Origin of the sequence: Serratia sp. FS14 (genome assembly GCF_000695995.1) — a bacterium.
GTDB lineage: Bacteria > Pseudomonadota > Gammaproteobacteria > Enterobacterales > Enterobacteriaceae > Serratia > Serratia nematodiphila.
This window is the reverse complement of sequence record NZ_CP005927.1, coordinates 4184064-4202642: the sequence shown is the minus strand read 5'-3', so window position 1 is coordinate 4202642 and position 18579 is coordinate 4184064. Positions and strand designations below refer to the sequence as shown.

The 18579-nt window shown below is 59.1% G+C and carries 23 protein-coding genes; 8 read left to right on the top strand and 15 right to left on the bottom strand.

What is annotated here, in order from left to right:
* Together L085_RS19215 and L085_RS19210 are read right to left on the bottom strand one after the other, a co-directional pair.
* The gene (locus L085_RS19215; protein WP_044031493.1) at positions 1 to 546 is read right to left on the bottom strand and encodes a GNAT family N-acetyltransferase; all 546 of its coding nucleotides are present in this window, start codon (positions 544 to 546) and stop codon (positions 1 to 3) included.
* A 33-nt stretch (positions 547 to 579) separates the two neighbouring features.
* Positions 580 to 957: a MysB family protein gene (locus L085_RS19210; protein ID WP_004927872.1), complete on the bottom strand. Its 378-nt coding sequence runs from the start codon at positions 955 to 957 to the stop codon at positions 580 to 582.
* Positions 958 to 1166: 209 nt separating this feature from the next.
* Here L085_RS19210 and leuA point away from each other — a divergent pair, with 209 nt between their 5' ends.
* Positions 1167 to 2855 carry a 2-isopropylmalate synthase gene (leuA, locus tag L085_RS19205; RefSeq protein WP_044031492.1) on the top strand — a complete coding sequence of 563 codons (1689 nt, stop codon included), beginning with the start codon at positions 1167 to 1169 and terminating at the stop codon, positions 2853 to 2855.
* Here the strand turns inward: leuA and L085_RS19200 are convergent.
* On the bottom strand, positions 2806 to 3606 hold the full coding sequence (locus L085_RS19200) for a helix-turn-helix transcriptional regulator (protein ID WP_044031491.1): 801 nt from the start codon (positions 3604 to 3606) through the stop codon (positions 2806 to 2808). The two genes, leuA and L085_RS19200, sit on opposite strands and share 50 nt — an antisense overlap.
* 135 nt (positions 3607 to 3741) lie before the next feature.
* On the opposite strand from L085_RS19200, the gene L085_RS19195 reads away from it, so the two are divergent.
* The 4 genes from L085_RS19195 to L085_RS19180 are packed head-to-tail and all read left to right on the top strand — an operon-like array spanning position 3742 to position 5303.
* Positions 3742 to 4059: a metalloregulator ArsR/SmtB family transcription factor gene (locus L085_RS19195; protein ID WP_004927863.1), complete on the top strand. Its 318-nt coding sequence runs from the start codon at positions 3742 to 3744 to the stop codon at positions 4057 to 4059.
* The gene (locus L085_RS19190) at positions 4049 to 4483 is read left to right on the top strand and encodes a membrane protein (RefSeq protein WP_044031490.1); all 435 of its coding nucleotides are present in this window, start codon (positions 4049 to 4051) and stop codon (positions 4481 to 4483) included. The genes L085_RS19195 and L085_RS19190 overlap by 11 nt, the downstream gene beginning before the upstream one ends.
* Positions 4484 to 4485: 2 nt before the next feature.
* Entirely contained in the window at positions 4486 to 4914 is a 429-nt protein-coding gene (locus L085_RS19185) for a YeeE/YedE family protein (protein ID WP_044031489.1), read from the top strand.
* Entirely contained in the window at positions 4905 to 5303 is a 399-nt protein-coding gene (locus tag L085_RS19180) for a VOC family protein (RefSeq protein WP_044031488.1), read from the top strand. The genes L085_RS19185 and L085_RS19180 overlap by 10 nt, the downstream gene beginning before the upstream one ends.
* Before the next feature lie 49 nt (positions 5304 to 5352).
* Here the strand turns inward: L085_RS19180 and L085_RS19175 are convergent, their stop codons facing one another.
* From L085_RS19175 to L085_RS19160, 4 genes are all read right to left on the bottom strand, one after another.
* Complete coding sequence (locus L085_RS19175) at positions 5353 to 6906, bottom strand: peptide MFS transporter (protein WP_044031487.1); 1554 nt, start codon at positions 6904 to 6906, stop codon at positions 5353 to 5355.
* Positions 6907 to 7380: 474 nt separating this feature from the next.
* On the bottom strand, positions 7381 to 8619 hold the full coding sequence (gene mdtG, locus L085_RS19170; RefSeq protein ID WP_044031486.1) for a multidrug efflux MFS transporter MdtG: 1239 nt from the start codon (positions 8617 to 8619) through the stop codon (positions 7381 to 7383).
* Positions 8620 to 8817: 198 nt separating this feature from the next.
* Positions 8818 to 9102, bottom strand: a complete 285-nt coding sequence (locus L085_RS19165; RefSeq protein WP_004927842.1) for a YciI family protein — start codon at positions 9100 to 9102, stop codon at positions 8818 to 8820.
* A 101-nt stretch (positions 9103 to 9203) separates the two neighbouring features.
* The gene (locus L085_RS19160) at positions 9204 to 10124 is read right to left on the bottom strand and encodes a Kdo(2)-lipid IV(A) acyltransferase (protein ID WP_015377426.1); all 921 of its coding nucleotides are present in this window, start codon (positions 10122 to 10124) and stop codon (positions 9204 to 9206) included.
* Between the two features lie 261 nt (positions 10125 to 10385).
* Between L085_RS19160 and L085_RS19155 the strand changes: the two genes are divergently transcribed.
* Positions 10386 to 10544: a hypothetical protein gene (locus L085_RS19155; protein WP_015377427.1), complete on the top strand. Its 159-nt coding sequence runs from the start codon at positions 10386 to 10388 to the stop codon at positions 10542 to 10544.
* A gap of 118 nt (positions 10545 to 10662) precedes the next feature.
* Entirely contained in the window at positions 10663 to 11730 is a 1068-nt protein-coding gene (locus L085_RS19150; RefSeq protein WP_015377428.1) for a rhodanese-related sulfurtransferase, read from the top strand.
* A gap of 43 nt (positions 11731 to 11773) precedes the next feature.
* Here L085_RS19150 and L085_RS19145 read toward each other — a convergent pair whose 3' ends face one another.
* Together L085_RS19145 and L085_RS19140 are read right to left on the bottom strand one after the other, a co-directional pair.
* Positions 11774 to 12352, bottom strand: coding sequence for a YceI family protein (locus L085_RS19145; RefSeq protein WP_015377429.1), 579 nt, complete (start codon positions 12350 to 12352; stop codon positions 11774 to 11776).
* Positions 12353 to 12375: 23 nt separating this feature from the next.
* The gene (locus L085_RS19140) at positions 12376 to 12930 is read right to left on the bottom strand and encodes a cytochrome b (RefSeq protein ID WP_044031485.1); all 555 of its coding nucleotides are present in this window, start codon (positions 12928 to 12930) and stop codon (positions 12376 to 12378) included.
* Positions 12931 to 13372: 442 nt separating this feature from the next.
* Here L085_RS19140 and L085_RS19135 point away from each other — a divergent pair, with 442 nt between their 5' ends.
* On the top strand, positions 13373 to 14431 hold the full coding sequence (locus L085_RS19135) for an AI-2E family transporter (protein WP_044031484.1): 1059 nt from the start codon (positions 13373 to 13375) through the stop codon (positions 14429 to 14431).
* On the opposite strand, the gene L085_RS19130 is transcribed toward L085_RS19135, so the two are convergent.
* The 6 genes from L085_RS19130 to L085_RS19105 form a co-directional block, all read right to left on the bottom strand.
* The gene (locus L085_RS19130) at positions 14379 to 15383 is read right to left on the bottom strand and encodes a zinc-dependent alcohol dehydrogenase family protein (protein WP_044031483.1); all 1005 of its coding nucleotides are present in this window, start codon (positions 15381 to 15383) and stop codon (positions 14379 to 14381) included. The two genes, L085_RS19135 and L085_RS19130, sit on opposite strands and share 53 nt — an antisense overlap.
* Positions 15384 to 15386: 3 nt before the next feature.
* Positions 15387 to 15503 carry a DUF2770 family protein gene (locus tag L085_RS24850; protein ID WP_004927822.1) on the bottom strand — a complete coding sequence of 39 codons (117 nt, stop codon included), beginning with the start codon at positions 15501 to 15503 and terminating at the stop codon, positions 15387 to 15389.
* A 122-nt stretch (positions 15504 to 15625) separates the two neighbouring features.
* The gene (locus L085_RS19120; protein WP_044031482.1) at positions 15626 to 16252 is read right to left on the bottom strand and encodes a LuxR C-terminal-related transcriptional regulator; all 627 of its coding nucleotides are present in this window, start codon (positions 16250 to 16252) and stop codon (positions 15626 to 15628) included.
* Positions 16253 to 16468: 216 nt separating this feature from the next.
* Positions 16469 to 17584, bottom strand: coding sequence for an N-methyl-L-tryptophan oxidase (solA, locus tag L085_RS19115; RefSeq protein ID WP_021504910.1), 1116 nt, complete (start codon positions 17582 to 17584; stop codon positions 16469 to 16471).
* A 139-nt stretch (positions 17585 to 17723) separates the two neighbouring features.
* Positions 17724 to 17978, bottom strand: a complete 255-nt coding sequence (gene bssS, locus L085_RS19110; protein WP_004927812.1) for a biofilm formation regulator BssS — start codon at positions 17976 to 17978, stop codon at positions 17724 to 17726.
* 201 nt (positions 17979 to 18179) lie between these two features.
* Positions 18180 to 18458: a hypothetical protein gene (locus tag L085_RS19105; RefSeq protein WP_004927809.1), complete on the bottom strand. Its 279-nt coding sequence runs from the start codon at positions 18456 to 18458 to the stop codon at positions 18180 to 18182.
* Between the last annotated feature and the right edge of the window lie 121 nt (positions 18459 to 18579).

The following is an 18579-nucleotide window of genomic DNA, read 5'->3' as shown; positions in this document are numbered from 1 at the left end:
TCAGCGGGTGGCGAACACCACCAGCTGATAGCCTTGCTGCCCGCAATGGAAAGGCGCCAGCACCGTCATCCCCAGCCCTTGCACGTGAGCGGCCAACGAATGCGGATTGTCGTCGTCGATAAACAGTGCGCCCACGTCGTAATCATGGCGGGTGTGCGCTTTGACTGCGGCGTAGAGGCGCTTTAATACGCCTTTGCCGCGCCAGGCCATGCCGAGGCAGACCGGGCCGTAGAGAAATACCCGCTGCTCACGCAGCGGCCGTCCGGCGAATGAGTGCGTGGCGAGCGTCGCCAGCATCGCCTCCACCACCGGCGGGCGCGGTTGCACGTCGGCGGGCATCAGGCAAACAAACCCCGCCAGTTGGTTCTCCTGTTCGGCCACCCATATGCCGATGCCGCGGTTGATCGCCGCCAGCTGCGCCTCATTCATGCGCGATACGATAAATCCCTGCCGTTTTTGGCGCTCGTCGAGCGCTTCCGGCACGTTTTCCCCCTGCAGCTGCAAAATGGCGGGGTAGTCGGTAGGGCGGGCCCGGCGAATAATCATGCGGCCTCCTTGGCGATGAAAGCGTGGTGCGGGTTAACGTTCATCCCACTCATCGGCTGCGGCCTGGCCTTCTTCGGTATCCAGCGGCGGTTCGAGCTGAAAGTCGCCTTCCTCCCATTCGTAAAGGGTGTTTTCATCTATCCACTCGGCGGTAATTTCCACCTCGTCGTAGTCACCGTCGAAGATCGCCTGCGCCGCCGCACCGCTGCGCAGCGTCAGGCATTCCACCGCCTCGCCTTCTTCTTCGAAGAACTCCGCCTGCCACATCGTGTCGCCATCCTGCATCACGTACTTTTGCAGATTGAACTGCTGGGGCACCGGCGGTTCGTCACCGCTGCCGCCTTCGGCGGTGTCGATAAACTCTTCGCGTGCGGCCTCGATGGCTTCTTCCAGGGTTGCATACAGGCTCATGTTCGCCTCCGTTGACAATGAGAGTAAAGCGTCCGGCGCATTGCCGGTGCGGTGGGGGAAACGTCAAAACTAATTGTTGTCTCACTGGCGCAGGATGCAAATTTTTTTGTTGTCCGCTTTGCGACGATGGTTGTCCGCAAAGCGGGAGAAGAGGAGGCGATGGCGGGAAATAATGACGCGATCGTTCACTCTGGCGTCAGGAGAAGCCCATGTTAATCGACCCTTCAAGCAAATACCGACCTTTCCCGCCGGTGGCGTTGCCGGACCGCCAATGGCCTGCGCGTACGTTGCGGCAGGCGCCGCGCTGGTGCTCCAGCGATCTGCGCGACGGCAACCAGGCGCTGGCGGAGCCGATGGATAACGCGCGCAAGCGCGAATTCTATCAATTGTTGTTGCAGTGTGGTTTCAAAGAGATCGAGGTGGCGTTCCCTTCGGCGTCGCAAACGGATTTTGACTTTGTACGCGCGCTGATCGACGAGCGGCTGATCCCGGACGACGTTACGATCCAGGTGCTGACGCAGTCACGTGACGATCTGATCGATCGCACCTTCGAGGCGCTGCAGGGGGCGCCGCGGGCTATTGTGCATCTGTATAACGCCACGGCGCCGATGTTTCGCGATATCGTGTTCCGCCAGGATAAGGCGGCGACCGTGGCGCTGGCGGTGAACGGCGCGCGGCGCATTCGCCGGCAGTGCGAGGCGCAGCCCGATACCGCCTGGTGCTTCGAATATTCGCCGGAAACCTTCTGTTTTACTGAGTTAGAGTTTGCGCTGGAGATCTGCGAAGCAGTGGCGGAGGTTTGGCAGCCGGGGCCGCAGCGGCCGATGATCATCAACCTGCCGGCGACGGTGGAAGTGAGCACGCCCAACGTGTATGCCGATCAGATCGAATGGTTCTGCCGTCACTTCAGCCGTCGCGCCGATGTGGCGATCAGCGTGCATCCGCATAACGATCGCGGCACCGGCGTGGCCTGTGCGGAGCTGGCCTTGCTGGCCGGCGCCGATCGGGTCGAAGGCTGCCTGTTCGGCAACGGAGAGCGCACCGGCAACGTCGATCTGGTCACGCTGGCGTTGAATCTCTATACCCAGGGCGTGGCGCCGGGTCTCGACTTCAGCCGCCTGAAGCAGGTGGTGGAGGTGGTGGAGCAGTGCAATCAGCTGCCGGTGCATCCTCGCCATCCTTATGCCGGCGAGTTGGTGTTTACCGCCTTCTCCGGTTCGCATCAGGATGCGATCAAGAAAGGTTTCGCCGCACAGCGGCAGCGGCAAGATGGCCGCTGGCAGGTGCCATACCTGCCGCTCGATCCCGCCGATGTCGGTTGCAGCTATGAGGCGGTGATCCGGGTCAACAGCCAGTCCGGCAAAAGCGGCGCCGCCTGGCTGTTGGAGCAGAATCATGGGCTGGCGTTGCCGCGTGGTTTGCAGATTGATTTCAGCCAGGTGGTGCAGCGCGCGACCGACGATAGCGGCAAAGAAATGAGCGGCGCGCAGCTGTGGCGCTTATTCCGCGATACTTACGGGCTGGTGGAGCAGCCGCGTTTGCAGCTGTTAAGCTACCAGACGGAAAGCCATGGGGTAGAGGCCTACAGCTTCAACGCGCGAGTTGCCTGCGAGGGAGAGCCGCTGCGTCTGCAGGGGGCCGGCAACGGTCTGCTGTCCAGCGCGGTGGATGCACTGCGTCAGCGCTTCGGTTTGCCGCTGGCGATCGAGGATTACCACGAGCATACGTTGGGGCATCAGAGCGATAGCCGAGCGGTGGCCTATATTCGCTGTACGCTGCCGCAAGGTGAGGCGACTTATGGCGTTGGCATCGACGTCGACTCCGCCAGCGCCTCGCTGCAGGCACTGTTCAACGTCGCCGGGCGCTATCTGGCGCCAACGTCGGCGCAGTCCGACTGAAATAGTCGCTGGGTGCTACTCCCAGCAGCCGGCGGAACATGGCGCTGAACGCGCTGGGGCTGTCATAGCCGAGATCCAGCGCCACTTCCAACACCGAACGACCGGTCGCCAGCGCGTTTAATGCCGCCAGCAAACGGGCGCGTCGCACCCAGTCGCTAAAATGTAGCCCGGTTTCTCGCAGGAAGCGCCGCGACAGGGTGCGTCCGCTGACGCTGAGATGAGCGGCAGCCTGTTCCAGCGTCCAGGGCTGCGCCAGCGTGGCCTGGATATGGCGGCACAGGGCGAGCAACGAGGCTTCGCGAGGTTCCGGCAGGTGCAGCGGCAGGATCGGCAGCATTCGCAACTCATCCAGAATCAGTTCCATCACGCGCTCATCGCGCCCGCCGCTGGGGTAGCCGGGCGCAATCTCCATCGCACAGATAATCAACTCGCGCAGCAGCGGGGAAACCTGCACTACCTGGCATTGGGCCGGCAAATCGGCGCGCGCCAACGGATCGACGAACAACGTCCTGGCCGCCACCTGGCCGGTGATACGCAGGCTGTGCACCACTTTCGCCGGCACCCAGACGCCGCGGCCGGGCGGCACCACCCAGCTACCGAGCCGGGTCGTGACCTGCACCACGCCGCTCAGGCTGTGGATCAGCTGCGCGCAGTTATGGTAGTGGCCCGGCTCGCTGTCGCCGTGGCGATAATCCCTGGCTAATGGCCGGACAGGCCGATCGGGCGGCAGAACGTCGTGAAAAAGCAGCATCGTAAGCAGGCTCCGCGCGGCAAAAGGGGGAGGACAGCATGCCATGCGTCGCTGTTTCACACCAGTCTGTGGCGCGGCATGGTAAAATGGTTTATAAAATTATATTATATAATTTTATAAACTGAAGGAGGGGCAATGGATATTGATGCGATGCGCAAGGCGGCGGCGCAGGCCGGTGCGATGCTGCGTACCCTGGGCAACGAAGATCGGCTGCTGCTGCTGTGCCGGCTCAGTCAGGGCGAGATGGCGGTGAGCGAACTGGCGCAGGCGCTGGATATCCGCCAGCCGACGCTGTCCCAACAGCTTGGCGTGCTGCGCGAGGAGGGGTTGGTCTCCACCCGGCGAGCCGGCAAGCAGATTTACTATGCGGTGGCCGATGCCAAAGCGCTGGCGCTGCTCGCGACCCTGTATCAACTGTATTGCCCACAGCCGGAGAACCGCGATGACCATTGACTGGCAGCACTTCACGCCGTATTCCGCGTTGACGGGCGGGGCCATTATCGGCGGCGCGGTAGCGCTGCTGCTGTTGTTCAACGGCCGGATCGCCGGTATCAGTGGCATTACCGGCGGTTTATTGAGCGCGGGTGGCCTGGAGCGGGGCTGGCGCGCCGCATTTATTGGCGGGTTGCTGCTCTCCCCGTGGCTATATGCTGCCGCTGCGACGTTGCCATCCGGTGAGATCTCGGTTGGCAACGGCTGGCTGGCGGCCGCAGGGCTGTTGGTGGGCTTGGGTACTCGATTGGGCAGCGGTTGCACCAGCGGGCACGGCGTGTGCGGCGTCGCGCGGTTGGCGCCGCGTTCACTGGCCGCCACGGCGTTGTTTATGCTGCTGGGCTTTATGACCGTGTGGCTGATGCGCCATACGTTGGGGGGGTGAAAATGCTTAAAACGCTGTTGGCGCTGCTGAGTGGCGTCATTTTCGGTCTGGGGTTAATTATTGCCGGCATGGCCAATCCGGCCAAGGTGTTGGCGTTTCTCGACGTTACCGGCCAGTGGGATCCCTCGTTGGCGCTGGTGATGGCTGGGGCGATCGCGGTGGCGGCGCCGGCCTTCCTGTGGGCGCGGCGACGCGAACGGAGCCTGTTGGGGGAAACGTTGCAGATCCCGGCCGCCGGGCGTGTGGATCGCCGTTTACTGGCGGGCAGCGCGCTGTTCGGCATCGGCTGGGGCATCGCGGGTATTTGCCCTGGCCCCGCCTGGGTGTTGGCCGGGGTGGAGATAAGCCGGGTATGGCCGTTCCTGCTGGCGATGCTGGCGGGCATGGCGCTGTATGACGTTATCATGAGGAGGAAGAGTACATGTCGATAGCCAAAGCGGTGTTGCGCATCGCGCGCCCGACCGATCGGTTGCAAGAGATTGCGACGCTGTATTGCCGCGGGCTGGGTTTCGAAAAGCTGGGCGAGTTTGTCGATCATCAGGGGTTCGACGGCATAATGATCGGGCATCCGCAGCATGCCTACCATCTGGAGTTCACGCAGCATCGCGGGGTACGGGTCGGACAGGCGCCGACGCAGGATCATCTGCTGGTATTTTATCTGCCGGATGAGAGCGAATGGCGGGCCGCGTGTGAGCGGATGCGGGCGGCGGGGTTCTTGGCGGTCGCCGCCTATAATCCTTATTGGGATCGGGCGGGGCAAACCTTTGAAGATCCCGATGGCTACCGGGTGGTATTGCAGCATCAGGCCTGGCAAGCATAAAAAAACCGGCGCATCGAGCGCCGGTTTGCGAGATAAAACGGGCTATCCGTCAGGCGTTAGTCGCCGGTTTTTGCGCGTTCTTGGACTGGGTATTTTCCAGCATGCGGCGAATCGGCACGATCAGCACGATCAGCACGGCGGCGCAAATCAGCAACGCGACTGAGCAGCGGGCGAACAGATCCGGCAGCATATCCAGTTGGTCGGCCTTGACGTGACCGCCGATCAGACCGGCCGCCAGGTTGCCCAGCGCACTGGCGCAGAACCACAGCCCCATCATCTGACCGCGCATTCTCTCCGGCGCCAGCAGCGTCATGGTGGCCAGCCCGATCGGGCTCAGGCACAGCTCACCCAGCGTCAGCATCAGGATACTGCCCACCAGCCACATCGGCGATACGCCGGTGCCGCCGTTGCTCAGCACATTCTGCGCGGCCAACATCATCAGGCCGAAACCGCCGGCGGCGCACAGGATACCGATCACGAACTTGGTGATGCTGCTCGGACGCACGTTATTGCGTGCCAGCGCAGGCCAGGCCCAGCTGAACACCGGCGCCAGCAGGATGATGAACAGGGCGTTGATCGACTGGAACCACACCGCCGGGATCTCGAAGCCGCCAATCATGCGATTGGTGTAATCGTTGGCGAACAGGTTGAACGAGGTCGGTTTTTGCTCAAACGCCGACCAGAAGAACGCAGCGGAGATCAGCAGGATGAAGCACACCAGCAGGCGTGCGCGCTCTTTGCGGCTCAGGCCGGCAAAGGCGAACAGATAGATGAAGTACAGGGTGACCGACGCAGCGATCACGTACACCAGCATGCTGGCCACTTCGACCGGATTGATGACGATGGTGCCCTGAGCGATCAGCACGATGACGGCCACCAGGATGACCGCCAGCGCCAGCAACCAGGCGCCGACGCCTTTTTTCTTCGCTACCGGGCTGTTCCAGGTTGAGTCCAGGCCCACTTCGCGGTCATAGCGTTTCATCGCCGGGACGGCGAACACCCGGAAGATCACCAGCGCCACCAGCATCCCGATACCGCCGATGCCGAAGCCCCAGTGCCAACCGTGTGACTTGATCAGCCAACCGGAGATCAGCGGAGCGATGAACGAGCCGATGTTGATGCCCATGTAGAACAGCGAGAAACCGCCATCGCGGCGCGCATCGCCTTTTTTGTACAGCGTGCCGACCATCACCGAGATACAGGTCTTGAACAGGCCGGAACCGAGCACGATGAACATCAGGCCGATGAAGAACAGGTTGGTGCCCATCACCGCGGACAGGGCGATCGACAGGTGGCCGAGCGCGATCAGGATCGAACCGTACCAGACGGCCTTGCGTTGGCCGAGCCAGTTGTCCGCCAGCCAGCCGCCCGGCAGTGCCGCCAGGTACATGCTGCCGGCGAAGATGCCGACGATCGCCGACGCGTTCTCGCGCGCGAGACCCAGACCGCCGTCGTACACGGTGGCGGCCATAAACAGGATCAGCAGCGGACGGATGCCGTAGAACGAGAAACGCTCCCACATTTCGGTGAAGAACAGAGAACCCAGCGGATAGGGATGGCCGAAGAAGGTCCGGCTTTCTGACTTATTGACAGAGGATTGCATAACGATTTCCCAATAAAAGGCGCTGCAAGGCTGCAGCCCGTACTGTGGTATGTATGTGTATTTAATAAAGGCGATCCGCCCAATGCGGATTACCCGACAAACACCGTGGCTGCAACGCTGATAAACCGTGGAAAGTGTGCTGACCTTTTCTTCACTTGGCCGATGTTTCACATCTGGCGTGATATTATTTAACCATTTGATAACTGGTCGTTGGTTTTGTCTAGTACCTGTATCCCATTTTTTAGACGAAAAGTCGACAAGCATCTCCTTTTCTGGTTTTTCTGTTGGTTGTGACAGGAATATGATTGACAGCGGGTTTTATGTGCTGAAAGTTATTTTTTGTTGATAAACAAAATGTTGAGATAAGAAAATTCTGGGTGGGACGAAAAATCGCCGGCCCGAAGGAGGCATTATTAAAAGTGGGGGAAATACGCCGTTGATCCGGCCAACGGAGGAAGCTGGCGATAAATGCAGCTATTGTTCTTCCTGCAGCGTGTCTTCCCGCAAATAGCCCGGCCGCCGTCGCAGACACCACCAGGAATAACCGGCGTTGAACAGCACCACTAAAGCGGTGACGGCGAAGACCGCGCGGAAACCGTAGCCGGCGGAGACTGCAGCGCCGAGCAGCGGACCGCTGACGTTGCCGACGTCGCGGAACGATTGGTTGTAGCTGAAGATTCGGCCGGCTACCTGATTGGTGCAGTTATAAATCAACAGCGTCTGTACCGCCGGCAGCAGCGCGCCGTCGGCCGCCCCCAGCAGAAAACGCAGCACCCCAAGCTGCCACGGCGTTTGCACGAACGCCATCGGGATCAGCAGCAGCACCGAGACGATCAGCATAAACACCAGAATGCGCTCCGGGCCGATGCGATCGCCCAGCTTGCCCAACCGTGGGGCGCTCATCAATGCCGCGACGCCGGGCACCGAGGCAATCAGCCCGCTGATAAACGCCAGGTTATGGGTGGCGCCGGCCAGATCGCGCACATACAGCGTCAGGATCGGTGCGATCGAGCCGGTGGCGATCTGAATGATCATGGTGGTCACGAACAGGCTGAGCACCAGCTTCGGGTTCTTCAGCGAGGCGAACACCTGTTTTGCGTGCAGCATGTCGCGTTTTTGCACCGGGGTGAATTGCTCTTTGACATACAGCAGCGTCAGCACGAAGCAGACGAACAGCACCGCGGCGGTAATATAAAACACCGGGCGCAGACCATAAAGGTCGGCCAGCAAACCGCCGATCAGCGGGCCGACCAGCGCGCCGCCGACGCCGCCGGTTGACAGGGTGCCCAGCGCCCAGCCGCTGCGGTTGCGCGGCACCTGGGGGGCGATCAGCGCGTTGGCATTGGGGATGAACCCGCCGAGCAGCCCCAGCACCGCGCGCAGCGCGAGAAACTGCCAGACCGTTTGCGCCATGCCCATCAGCACCATGACGATCGCCATGCCCAGGGCGGAGCGCAGCAGCATCAGTTTACGGCCGCGTCGGTCGGCCAGGGCGCCCCAAAACGGCGCGGCGATAGCGGAAAACAGGAAGGTGATGCTGAACAGCAGACCGGACCACATGTTGAGCGCCTGATGGCCGGTTACGCCCAGCGTCTCTACGTACAGCGGAAGAAACGGCATCACCAGGCTGAAGGCGGCGCCAGTGAGAAAACATCCCAGCCAGGCGACGAAAAGATTGCGTTTCCAGTTAACGGGTTCTGCTGCCGAAGCCATAAATGTCCACTGCCGAAAGGTGACGCGTTTTGCCGGTGGCGAGATGATGGGCAAAACGTGAAAGTTAGCGTGGTAAGTATGCGCCGCCTGCGTGGCAACGGCAAACCAGAGGACGGAAATAGGGCGAAAAATGAAATAAAGTTTTAAAAATGGCGTTTAAACCTTATTCCGCGCTTAGCGCGCGGAATTTACAGCGTTTTATAAGCCGGCCAGCGCCTCGAAACCGGCGGCGGTGGTGGTCGCGCTAAAGTCGATGACCTCGTAGTGGGCCACGGCGTTGAATGGATCTTCGGCCAGGATGGCGTCCAGCTGCGCACGCTCAATGCCCTTGGCCAAGATCACGCCGCCGGTGCGGGGATTCTTGCGGCCGGAAGCGACGAAGGTGCCGTCCTGAAAATATTTCTTAAGCCAGGCGATGTGCCCGTCAAGGTGGCTGTCGACGTCGGCGATCGGGCGATGGTAGGTCAGGCTGACAATGTACATAGCGGCTCCTGGGGTGTCGGCAAAGGCATTACCATCCCACCCTCGCCAGCGATTCTCAAGAGGCACGCAATAAAAAACCCGCCGACGGCGGGTTGGTTTTATCAGTAAAGCGAAGGCTCGCCTTCCGGACGGGTCTTGAAGCGGCGATGCAGCCACATGTATTGGTCCGGCGCCATCAGGATCTCTTTTTCCACCACTTTATTCATGAAGGCGGCGGCGTCGAGTTCATTATCCAGCGGGAAGTTTTCCACCGCCGGCTGCATGATCAGCTCATACCCTTTGCCGTCCGGCAGGCGACGCGGGGTGAACGGAATGATCGCCGGTTTACCCATCCGCACCAGCACATAGCTGCCGGTGGTGGTGGCGGCTTTGTCCACGGCGAACAGCGGCACGAAAACGCTGCTGCGCGGGCCGTAGTCGTGATCCGGTGCATACCAGATGATATCGCCCTGTTTCAGGGCACGGATCATGCCTTTGACGTCCTTGCGATCCAGCATCGACTTGTTGGAACGCATGCGCCCCCAGGTTTGCAGCCAGTCCATCAGCTTGTTGTCGTGCGGGCGGTAAACGCCGATGCCCGGGTTGTGAATGCCGAAGATGCGCGCGCCCAGCTCCAGCGTCAAAAAGTGCAGGCCAATCAGCAGCACGCCCTGCTGGTTGTCGCGCGCTTTTTGGATATGCTCCAGGCCGCTGACCTTGAACCAGCGCTCGATGCGCCAGTTGGGCCAGAACCACGCCATGCCGGTTTCAAACAGCCCCATGCCGACCGATTCGAAATTCTTTACCACCAGCGCATCGCGTTCGGCCTGCGGCATGTCGGGAAAACAGAGCTCGAGGTTGCGTTGGGCGATAGCGACGCGCCGCTTGAGAAAGCGCATGGAAAATCGCCCAATCGAGGTGCCGAGCCAGTAGATGACGGGGTAAGGCAGCAACACCAGCAGATACAGCAAGCCGATGCCGACCCAGGTCAGCCAGTAGCGCGGGTGCAATAAGGAGCGATTGAAAGTAGGAACTTGAGTCATGGGTTCTCTATTTGAATACGGTTGTTTAAGTGTAATGACAGCGTCATCGCACGGTCTGGCTGCCGGGTGAACTCGGCGGCAAGGTTCGTTTCTGCCGTTTGTTTGCGACTATTGTGGCATTTTTCTGGCGATCCGGGAAAACACAACGCATTAAAATCCCTTTTGGGGCGTTAAATATGCATCGAATGCCGAATTTTTCCACAATCTTTCCTGCCAAAGATAATGGCAATATTATTGTCGGTAATTATTTAGAGGGTAAATATGTTGGCATCATGGATCAGTGCGGGGCTGCTGGTGTTGGGTGCGGCGGTCGGCAGCGTCGGCGCACATCTGCAAATGAACGCGATATTGGCGCTTGCCGGCGTGATGATGGCGCTCGGTATGGTGGCTTCCGCGTTTACCGAAGGTGGCGGGCGCTGAACGGGGCGCTGCGCCAGGGCTGCGCGGCGGCGGTTTTTCGGGTATGATGTGCGCCGCGCGTGGGCCTGCTGGCTGCGCGCGGTAATCAGTCACCTCCCGAAAGACAGGAAAGTACACCATGCCAGTGTTACATAACCGAATTTCTAATGAGGAACTGAAGGCGCGCATGCTGGCGGAAACCGAGCCGCGCACCACAGTTTCTTTTTACAAATACTTCTCCATCGACGATCCCAAGGCGTTTCGCGACAGCCTGTACGTTCAGTTTGAAAAACTGAAGGTGTTTGGCCGCATCTACGTGGCGAAAGAGGGCATCAACGCGCAGATCAGCGTGCCTCAGCATAACTTCGACGCGTTCAAAGCCGCGCTGTTCGCCTCGCACCCGGCGCTGGATCAGGTACGCCTGAATATCGCGCTCGAAGACGACGGCAAATCCTTCTGGGTGCTGCGCCTCAAGGTGCGTGAGCGTATCGTGGCCGACGGCATCGATGACGAAAGTTTCGATCCGAGCAACGTCGGCGAGTATCTGCAGGCCGAGCGCGTCAATCAGATGATCGACGATCCGAATACGGTATTTGTCGATATGCGCAACCACTATGAGTACGAAGTCGGTCACTTCGAAAACGCCATCGAGGTGCCGTCGGATACCTTCCGCGATCAGCTGCCGATGGCGGTGGAGATGCTGCAGGACAGCAAAGACAAGAATATCGTCATGTACTGCACCGGCGGCATTCGCTGTGAAAAAGCCAGCGCCTATATGCTGCACAACGGTTTTAAAAACATCTACCACGTGGAAGGCGGGATCATCGAGTACACCCGCAAAGCGAAAGAACAGGGGTTGCCGCTGAAGTTTATCGGCAAAAACTTCGTGTTCGATGAGCGCATGGGCGAGCGCATCTCCGACGATGTGATCGCCAACTGCCACCAGTGCGGCGCGCCGTGCGACACTCATACCAACTGCAAGAACGACGGCTGCCATCTGCTGTTCATTCAGTGCCCGAGCTGCGCCGCCAAGTTTGAAGGATGCTGCAGCGAGATTTGCCGCGAAGAGCTGAAGCTGCCGCGCGAAGAGCAGCGCGCGCGCCGTGCCGGCCGTGAAAATGGCGTCAAGATCTTCAATAAGTCGAAAGGCTTGCTGCAGACCACGATGCACATTCCGGCACCGGAAGAAGAAGGCCCAGCCCGCTGAGCCTGAGGAAATGAGAAGCCCGGCCGCCAAGCCGGGCTTTTTTTTATTTCTCGCGCACGCCTTCTACGGAGATGATCAGCTCAACGTCTTGCGACGCCGGGCCCAGATCGGTGGTGATGCCGAAATCTTTCAGCTTGATCTTGCCGTTGGCTTCAAAGCCGGCGCGGTAGCCGCCCCACGGATCGTTGCCCTGGCCAATCAGTTTGGCATCGAGCGTAACCGGTTTGGTGACGCCGTTCAGCGTCAGGTTGCCGACCACCGCATAACCGTCGCCGTTTTTCTTCACTTCGGTGGATTCAAACTTGGCCTGCTTGTTCTTCTCCACGTTGAGGAATTCGGCGCTGCGCAGGTGCTTGTCGCGCTCGGCATGGTTGGTGTCGACGCTGGCGGTATTGATGGTCACGTTGACCTTGTCCTTCGAAGGATCTTTTTCGTCGAAGGTGAAGCCACCGTCGAAGTCTTTAAAGCTGCCGTACAGCCAGCTGTAGCCCAGATGCTGGATGCGGAACTCGATAAAGGCGTGCTGGCCCTGTTTGTCGATCTTGTAGTCCGCCGCCAGTGCGGAACCGGCGCTCAGCAGCAGGGCGCCTGCGGTCAGGCCCAATACGGTCTTTTTCAACATAGCAATCTCCATAAATCCAAAGGTTAATCGGCGCTGCTACCCAGCATCCGTTTCAAAGTGACATCACGATCGATAAAGTGATGTTTAAGCGCGGCCAGCCCGTGCAGTACCGAGAGCACTACCACGGCCCAGGCCAGGTAAAGGTGTATGGCGCCGGCGGTGTCGGCCTGTTCCGCCATGCCGGTCACGGTGGCGGGCACGTTGAACCAGCCGAACACGCTGATCGGTTGACCGTCGGCGGTGGAGATCAGATAGCCGCTGATCAGAATGCCGAACAGCACGGCGTACAGCGCCAGATGCGCGAGGATGGCGCTGACGCGAGTGAGGCGGCCATAGCTGGCCAGAGGTTTGGGCGGCGGTGAGACAAAGCGCCAGATCACGCGGATCACCATCACGATGAACAGCAGCGTGCCGATGCTTTTGTGGATCTCCGGCGCCTGGTGATACCAGACGTCGTAATAGCCCAGCGTGACCATCCACAGGCCGAGCGCGAACATGCCGTACACTGTCAACGCCACCAGCCAGTGGATCAACACTGACACATGGCCGAAACGATCGGCGGTATTTTTCCAGAGCATCCTGTTTCCTTCGATTACCGATTGGCTGGCTGCAATAATTAAACTTTAGGAAACATAAAATCAATAATAAATTTAACTATGTTACTTCTTAGAAATATTAGTCAGTGAATTTGTTTGAGATGTTCGGGAACCTTCAGATAAATCGTTGAAGATGATATTGTTTCTCTCGTCCGGTGATTGTGCTAGTTGTTGAAAATTAGGCTTATTATCTATTAATGTCAGCTTTTGTCATTTTACGTAAACCTCGCGTGAGTTGCCCGGTGAGATTATTTGTTGGCAAAGGTTATGCCTATTTTTTGCGGCGCAGAGCAGGGCGGAAAGATTAACATTGTCGAACGGTTTCGCTAAATCCCCTGCGGTGCAGCGGCGGATTTTGCTACCATTAGCGCCAAGAGACGGCCCCATGAGGCCGGTTAACCCAGTGAAATAACAAGGAAACGTCATGGGCCGAACCCGCGTGACCGACAGCAGCCTGCGTCTGGCCGTCCTGCTGGCGATGTTGGTGATCATTTTGGCCGGGGTGAAAGCCGCCGCCGACATCGTGGTGCCGTTTTTGCTGGCGGTATTTCTCGCTATGGTGTTGAACCCGCTGGTGGCGATGCTGGAACGCAAGCGGGTGCCGCGTATCGTCGGGGTGACGCTGCTGCTGACGGCGGTGATCGTGGTCGTGATGCTGTTTATCGGCATGCTGGGTGCTTCGCTGAACGAATTCGCCCGCTCGCTGCCTCAGTACCGCGGCATGATGATCGAGAAGCTGCGCGAGCTGCAGCATTACGCCGAACGCTTCAATATCAGCCTCTCCAGCGAAGCGATGCTGCAGTATGTCGATCCCAGCGCGGCGATGAATCTGGTCACCCGCATGCTGGGGCACCTGTCTGGCGCCATGACCAACGTCTTCCTGCTGCTGATGACCGTGGTGTTTATGCTGTTCGAAGTGCAGCTGCTGCCTTACAAGCTGCAGCAGGCGCTGGATAAGCCGAACGAGGGGCTCGCCGCGATGCGGCGGGCGCTGGACGGCGTGACGCGCTATCTGGTGATTAAAACCATCATCAGCCTGGCCACCGGGGTGATCGTCTGGATCTTCCTGGCGGCGGTCGGCGTGCGTTTTGCCTTTATCTGGGGGCTGCTGGCGTTTCTGCTCAACTATATTCCCAATATCGGCTCGGTGTTGGCCGCCATTCCGCCGCTGATTCAGGCGCTGCTGTTCAACGGATTGGGGGATGCGCTGGTGGTGGCGGGCGGCTTTATCGCTGTCAACATGGTGATCGGCAATATCCTCGAGCCGCGCGTGATGGGGCGCGGGCTGGGGCTGTCGACGCTGGTGGTGTTCCTGTCGCTGATCTTCTGGGGCTGGCTGCTCGGCCCGGTGGGCATGTTGCTGTCGGTGCCGCTGACGATCGTGGCGCGCATCGCGCTGGAGACCACCGAGGGCGGCTATCGGCTGGCGGTTATCCTGGGGGACGGCCGCCCGCCGCGCCAGCCTCCGGCGGCGCCGGAGTGAGGAAGATTTTTCCGCTCACGCCAGGTTGTGCGGCATGCTGCAGCGCCGCTGCGTACTGATGCAAAGGATAAATCGCGGCGGGTGGGCGCAGCGCCAGCTGGCCGCGCCGCAGCAGCTGGAACAACTGATAAAACGCCATTTGCCATTGCGCTGGCGCCGCCTGTGCGTTCCATTTGCGCAGGTGGAACAGCGAAGCGCGCAGCTTTAACTCGTCCACCACGCGCCGCCAGTCTACCTGGCGGCCGCTCAGCAGGCCCAGCGCCACAAAATCGCCGCCGGAGCGCACCGCCCGCGCCAATTGCAATCCGTCTTCTCCTCCGATGCAGTCGATGGCCGCACGGGCGCCAAAATTCGTCATTTCCACCAGCTGCGGCGCTTCGATAACGCGCCAGGCGCCGGCGGCCAGTAAAGCCTGGCGATGAGCGGCGTTGCGCACCACGACCGCCAGACGAATGCCGCGCAGCGCCGTCAGCTGCGCCAGCAGCAGGCTGACAGCGGAGCCGCCGCCGTTGAGCAGCAGTACGTCGCCGGCGTTGAGCGGCAGCCATTGCGTCAACAGCACCCAGCAGGTGAGCGGGTTGATATAGATTTGCGCTGCGCCAGCGTCGTCGATGTCGTCCGGCACCCAGATCACCCGATCCTCAGGCAGCGTGACGAAGGTTTGCCAACTGCCGTTACCCGCTACCGCCAGCGCGCGTCGGCCCGTTGAATGCCCATTCTGCGGATTGACGATGATGCCTACGCCTTCATATCCCGGCACCTGCGGCAGGGCGATGCGGTGCGCGTATTGGCCGTGGATCGGGATCAGATCGGAAGGGTTGATCGGGGCATAGCGCATCTGCAATAACCGCTGCCCGGGGCGCAGCAGCGGTCTGCTCATCTGCTGCAATGCCAGCACCTGGGTGGGATCGCCGAAGCGGCTGAAGCTCAATCGGGGAAATAACGGCGGCATGGCTTACATGACGAAGAAGAAATAGACATCCAACGCCAGCAGCACCAGCCACAGACAAAGGTAAAGCACCAGGTGCTCCCGCACATTGTTGACGATAGCCGCCAGTATTCGGTTTAACATTTCAGCCGCCTGAAGAGAAGGACCCTTGATTATAGTCCTTTTCTCGGCGTCTTTTACAGCGCGCCGCGCGTGAGTGCTGGAAGAACGGCGATAAAAAAGCCTGCGTTATCGCAGGCTTGATGTTATACCGCCAGCAGCGCCAGCGGCGTCGAATTGGTTGGCGTGCTCGGTGGGTAGAAATAGCGCAGCACGTTATACAGCGAGTAGAACTCCAGCCGGTTGCGCGCGTTGATCTTCTCCGTGATGTGACGCTTGTGCACGTACACCGTATGCGAGCTGATCTGCAGCTTTTTCGCGATGCGGTAGTTGGGCATTTCCGCCATCCAATATTTCATTACCGTCAGTTCTTGCGGGCTGAACAGGGAACGCTCTTCGCCGTCATCGGCCAGCGCCAGCGGATTTTCGCGCAGCGTGCGTAAGGTGAGCGGCAGAATGCTTTTATTGAACAGAAAGGCATTATCGGCAATGCGCATTGGCGCTTCGCTGTAAGGATAAGGTGTATCGAGATAGATAAACAGCAAGGCGGACTGGCTGGCTTCCATAAATGCCTGCAGCTGTGCGTCCGCTTCGTTATAGCGGCATTGGTTGCTGAGGTTCACCAGAATGTGGCTCGGCTGAAAGCTGTCCAACAGCGGCGTAGCGTATTCAATGCTGTGGCAGCACTTGATCGTCGTAATCCCACTATCAGCAAAGTAGCTGGCTATACCGACCCGGGTGAAGCAGCATTCGTCCACGACAAGTAGTTTCATGGTGACGTCCTTGTTGAAAGCCGATGGAGCATATCTTCTGTAAAATAGGACTTACACTGCAAGTGTTCAATTCGGAAATTCAAATGCTGAATGCAAGAAATTTCCGTTATTAGAATTTTTACTTGGTATTTAAAAGAGTTAGCAGGTTAATAAATTGTAACCGGCAGATTTCGCTGTCCAGGGAGCGACGGGAACGTGGACAGCGAAATCCTTCGCTTAGCTGAATCGCTTCAGACCAAAGCTGGAGAGGTCAACCGGCGGCGCTTTGTCCTGCGCGAACAGCGCGGCGATCTCGCCCAGTGCGCTGGCGAACTTGAAGCCGTGGCCGCTCAATCCGCTGATGACCATCAGGCGATCGCAATCCGGCAGGGTATCGATAATAAAATCTTCGTCGGGGCTCATATCATAACTGCAGGCTTCGCCGTGTAAACATACGCCTACACCCGGCAAAAATTGCCGCAGGAAGGAGAAAACTTCCGTGCCGTCGCTGGCGTAGCTGCCGAAGGGTTTGCGCTGTTCGGGGGCATCCATCGGCTGGCCGCCGTCGTGTTTGCCCACTTTCAGGCCATCGTTATCCGCCGGGAAGCCGTAATAGTGCGTGCCGTCCTGCGCTTCGACGGTAAAGGCCGGGAAGCGATTGTTCACGCTGTAGCGGCCGTCCGCCTGATGCCAGGAGAATACCTTGCGCAATGGCGCGATAGGCAGCTGCGGCAACAGTGCTTTCACCCAGGTGCCTGCGGTGACCACCGCTTTTCGCGCCGTGAAACGCCCTTCGCCGGTGACGATCTCAACGCCGCCATCAATGGGGTTCACCGCGCTGACCGGGCAGTTGAACAGCTGGCTGCAGCCGGCCTCTTTCGCCAGTTTGATCAGGCTGGCAACCGCCTGTTCGGAGCGCAGGAAGCCGGCGTCTGGCTCGAAGACGCCGACGTAACCTTCCGGCGCGCGGAATTCCGGCCAGCGTTGAGCGATCTGTTCGGCGCTGAGGGTTTGCGCATTCAGGCGAAACTTTTGCGCGCTCTGCTGAGCATTGCGAATGAATTCGGAGTGCTGCGGCCCCAGGTTGAGTACGCCGCACGACTGGAACAGTTCTTCACCGGATTGCTGAATCAGCGCATTCCACAGCGCCTGCGCACGCAGCACCAGCGGCACGTACTTTTCACCTTCGCCGTAAGCGTGACGAATGATGCGGGTATCGCCGTGATGGCTGCCGTTGCGGTGTGGAGGAATGGCGCTGTCGATCATCAGCGCTTTCAAGCCGGCCCGGGTAGCGTAATACCCTGCCGCCGCGCCGACTGAACCGCTGCCCACCACGATCAAATCATATTCCACGTGCCCACCCTCTCTGATAGCAATTGCTTATCGCCCCATGATAAAAGGTTGGCGAGCGCAATGCACTGATTGAACGGTGAAAGGCAAAGAAAAAGGCGCCGGGAACGGTCACGGCGCCTTAGGGTTAGGGGACGATGAATCAATGTTTTCTGCGATCAAGATCCTGGTAATCCGTAGCTTCAATCTTGGCGATGCCGGCCTCTAAAATATTGATTAATTGACGGGCGACATCTGTAGTCAGCCAAAGCGTTCGGTCTACTTGGGCTTCTTCGGGCGTTTGGTCTAGTGAAGACAGGTAATGAAGGCGTATCATCATGGCGTCGTAAACGTCGACAGTACTGATATCCCAACCGACAAGCGGGTGCGTCTGAATTACTTCATCATTTCTGTCCATAAAGACCCCTTATTGAGTAGTAACTACCGTGAGTGACTAACGAGGATCAATGCGGCTCATCATCATGAGAGCAATTACAGTATACGCATCCGCTTTCAACGGTGGAGAGGGTTGTCACCGAAATTTGCAAAATAAATATTTATTTGAACAATTATTCTACAAATTTGTATGTGCAGTAGTGGATGAGCAGAGCGCAGCGCGTTATTCCGCGTCGGCAGGCGGCGATGCGCCATGCAGACATTTTTCCAGCTCTTCGGCCAAATGGGCGAAATGCTTTTGCGTTTCGGCATCGCGATTCTGGCTGTGCGATTCCAGCTTCAGGCTGTGGATCAGCCGTTGGTTGGCTTTGTCATCCAGGCTGAAGGCCAGATAAGAAAAAGCCACTTCCAGTACGTTCAAGCGCCTTTTCTGATCGGCTATCAGCGCCAGCAGTTCGCCAAACGTCATCGCGTCTTCGGATTTCACCTTGTCCGGGGCCATGCTTACTCCTTTGCGTTAAATACAGCGCTGAGGCGGATTTTGTTCCAGAGTAAGGGTAAGCGATGAATGGGCAGGGCGCCAGAAACAAAAAAGCCGGAGAGCGACCCCCGGCAAAAACAGC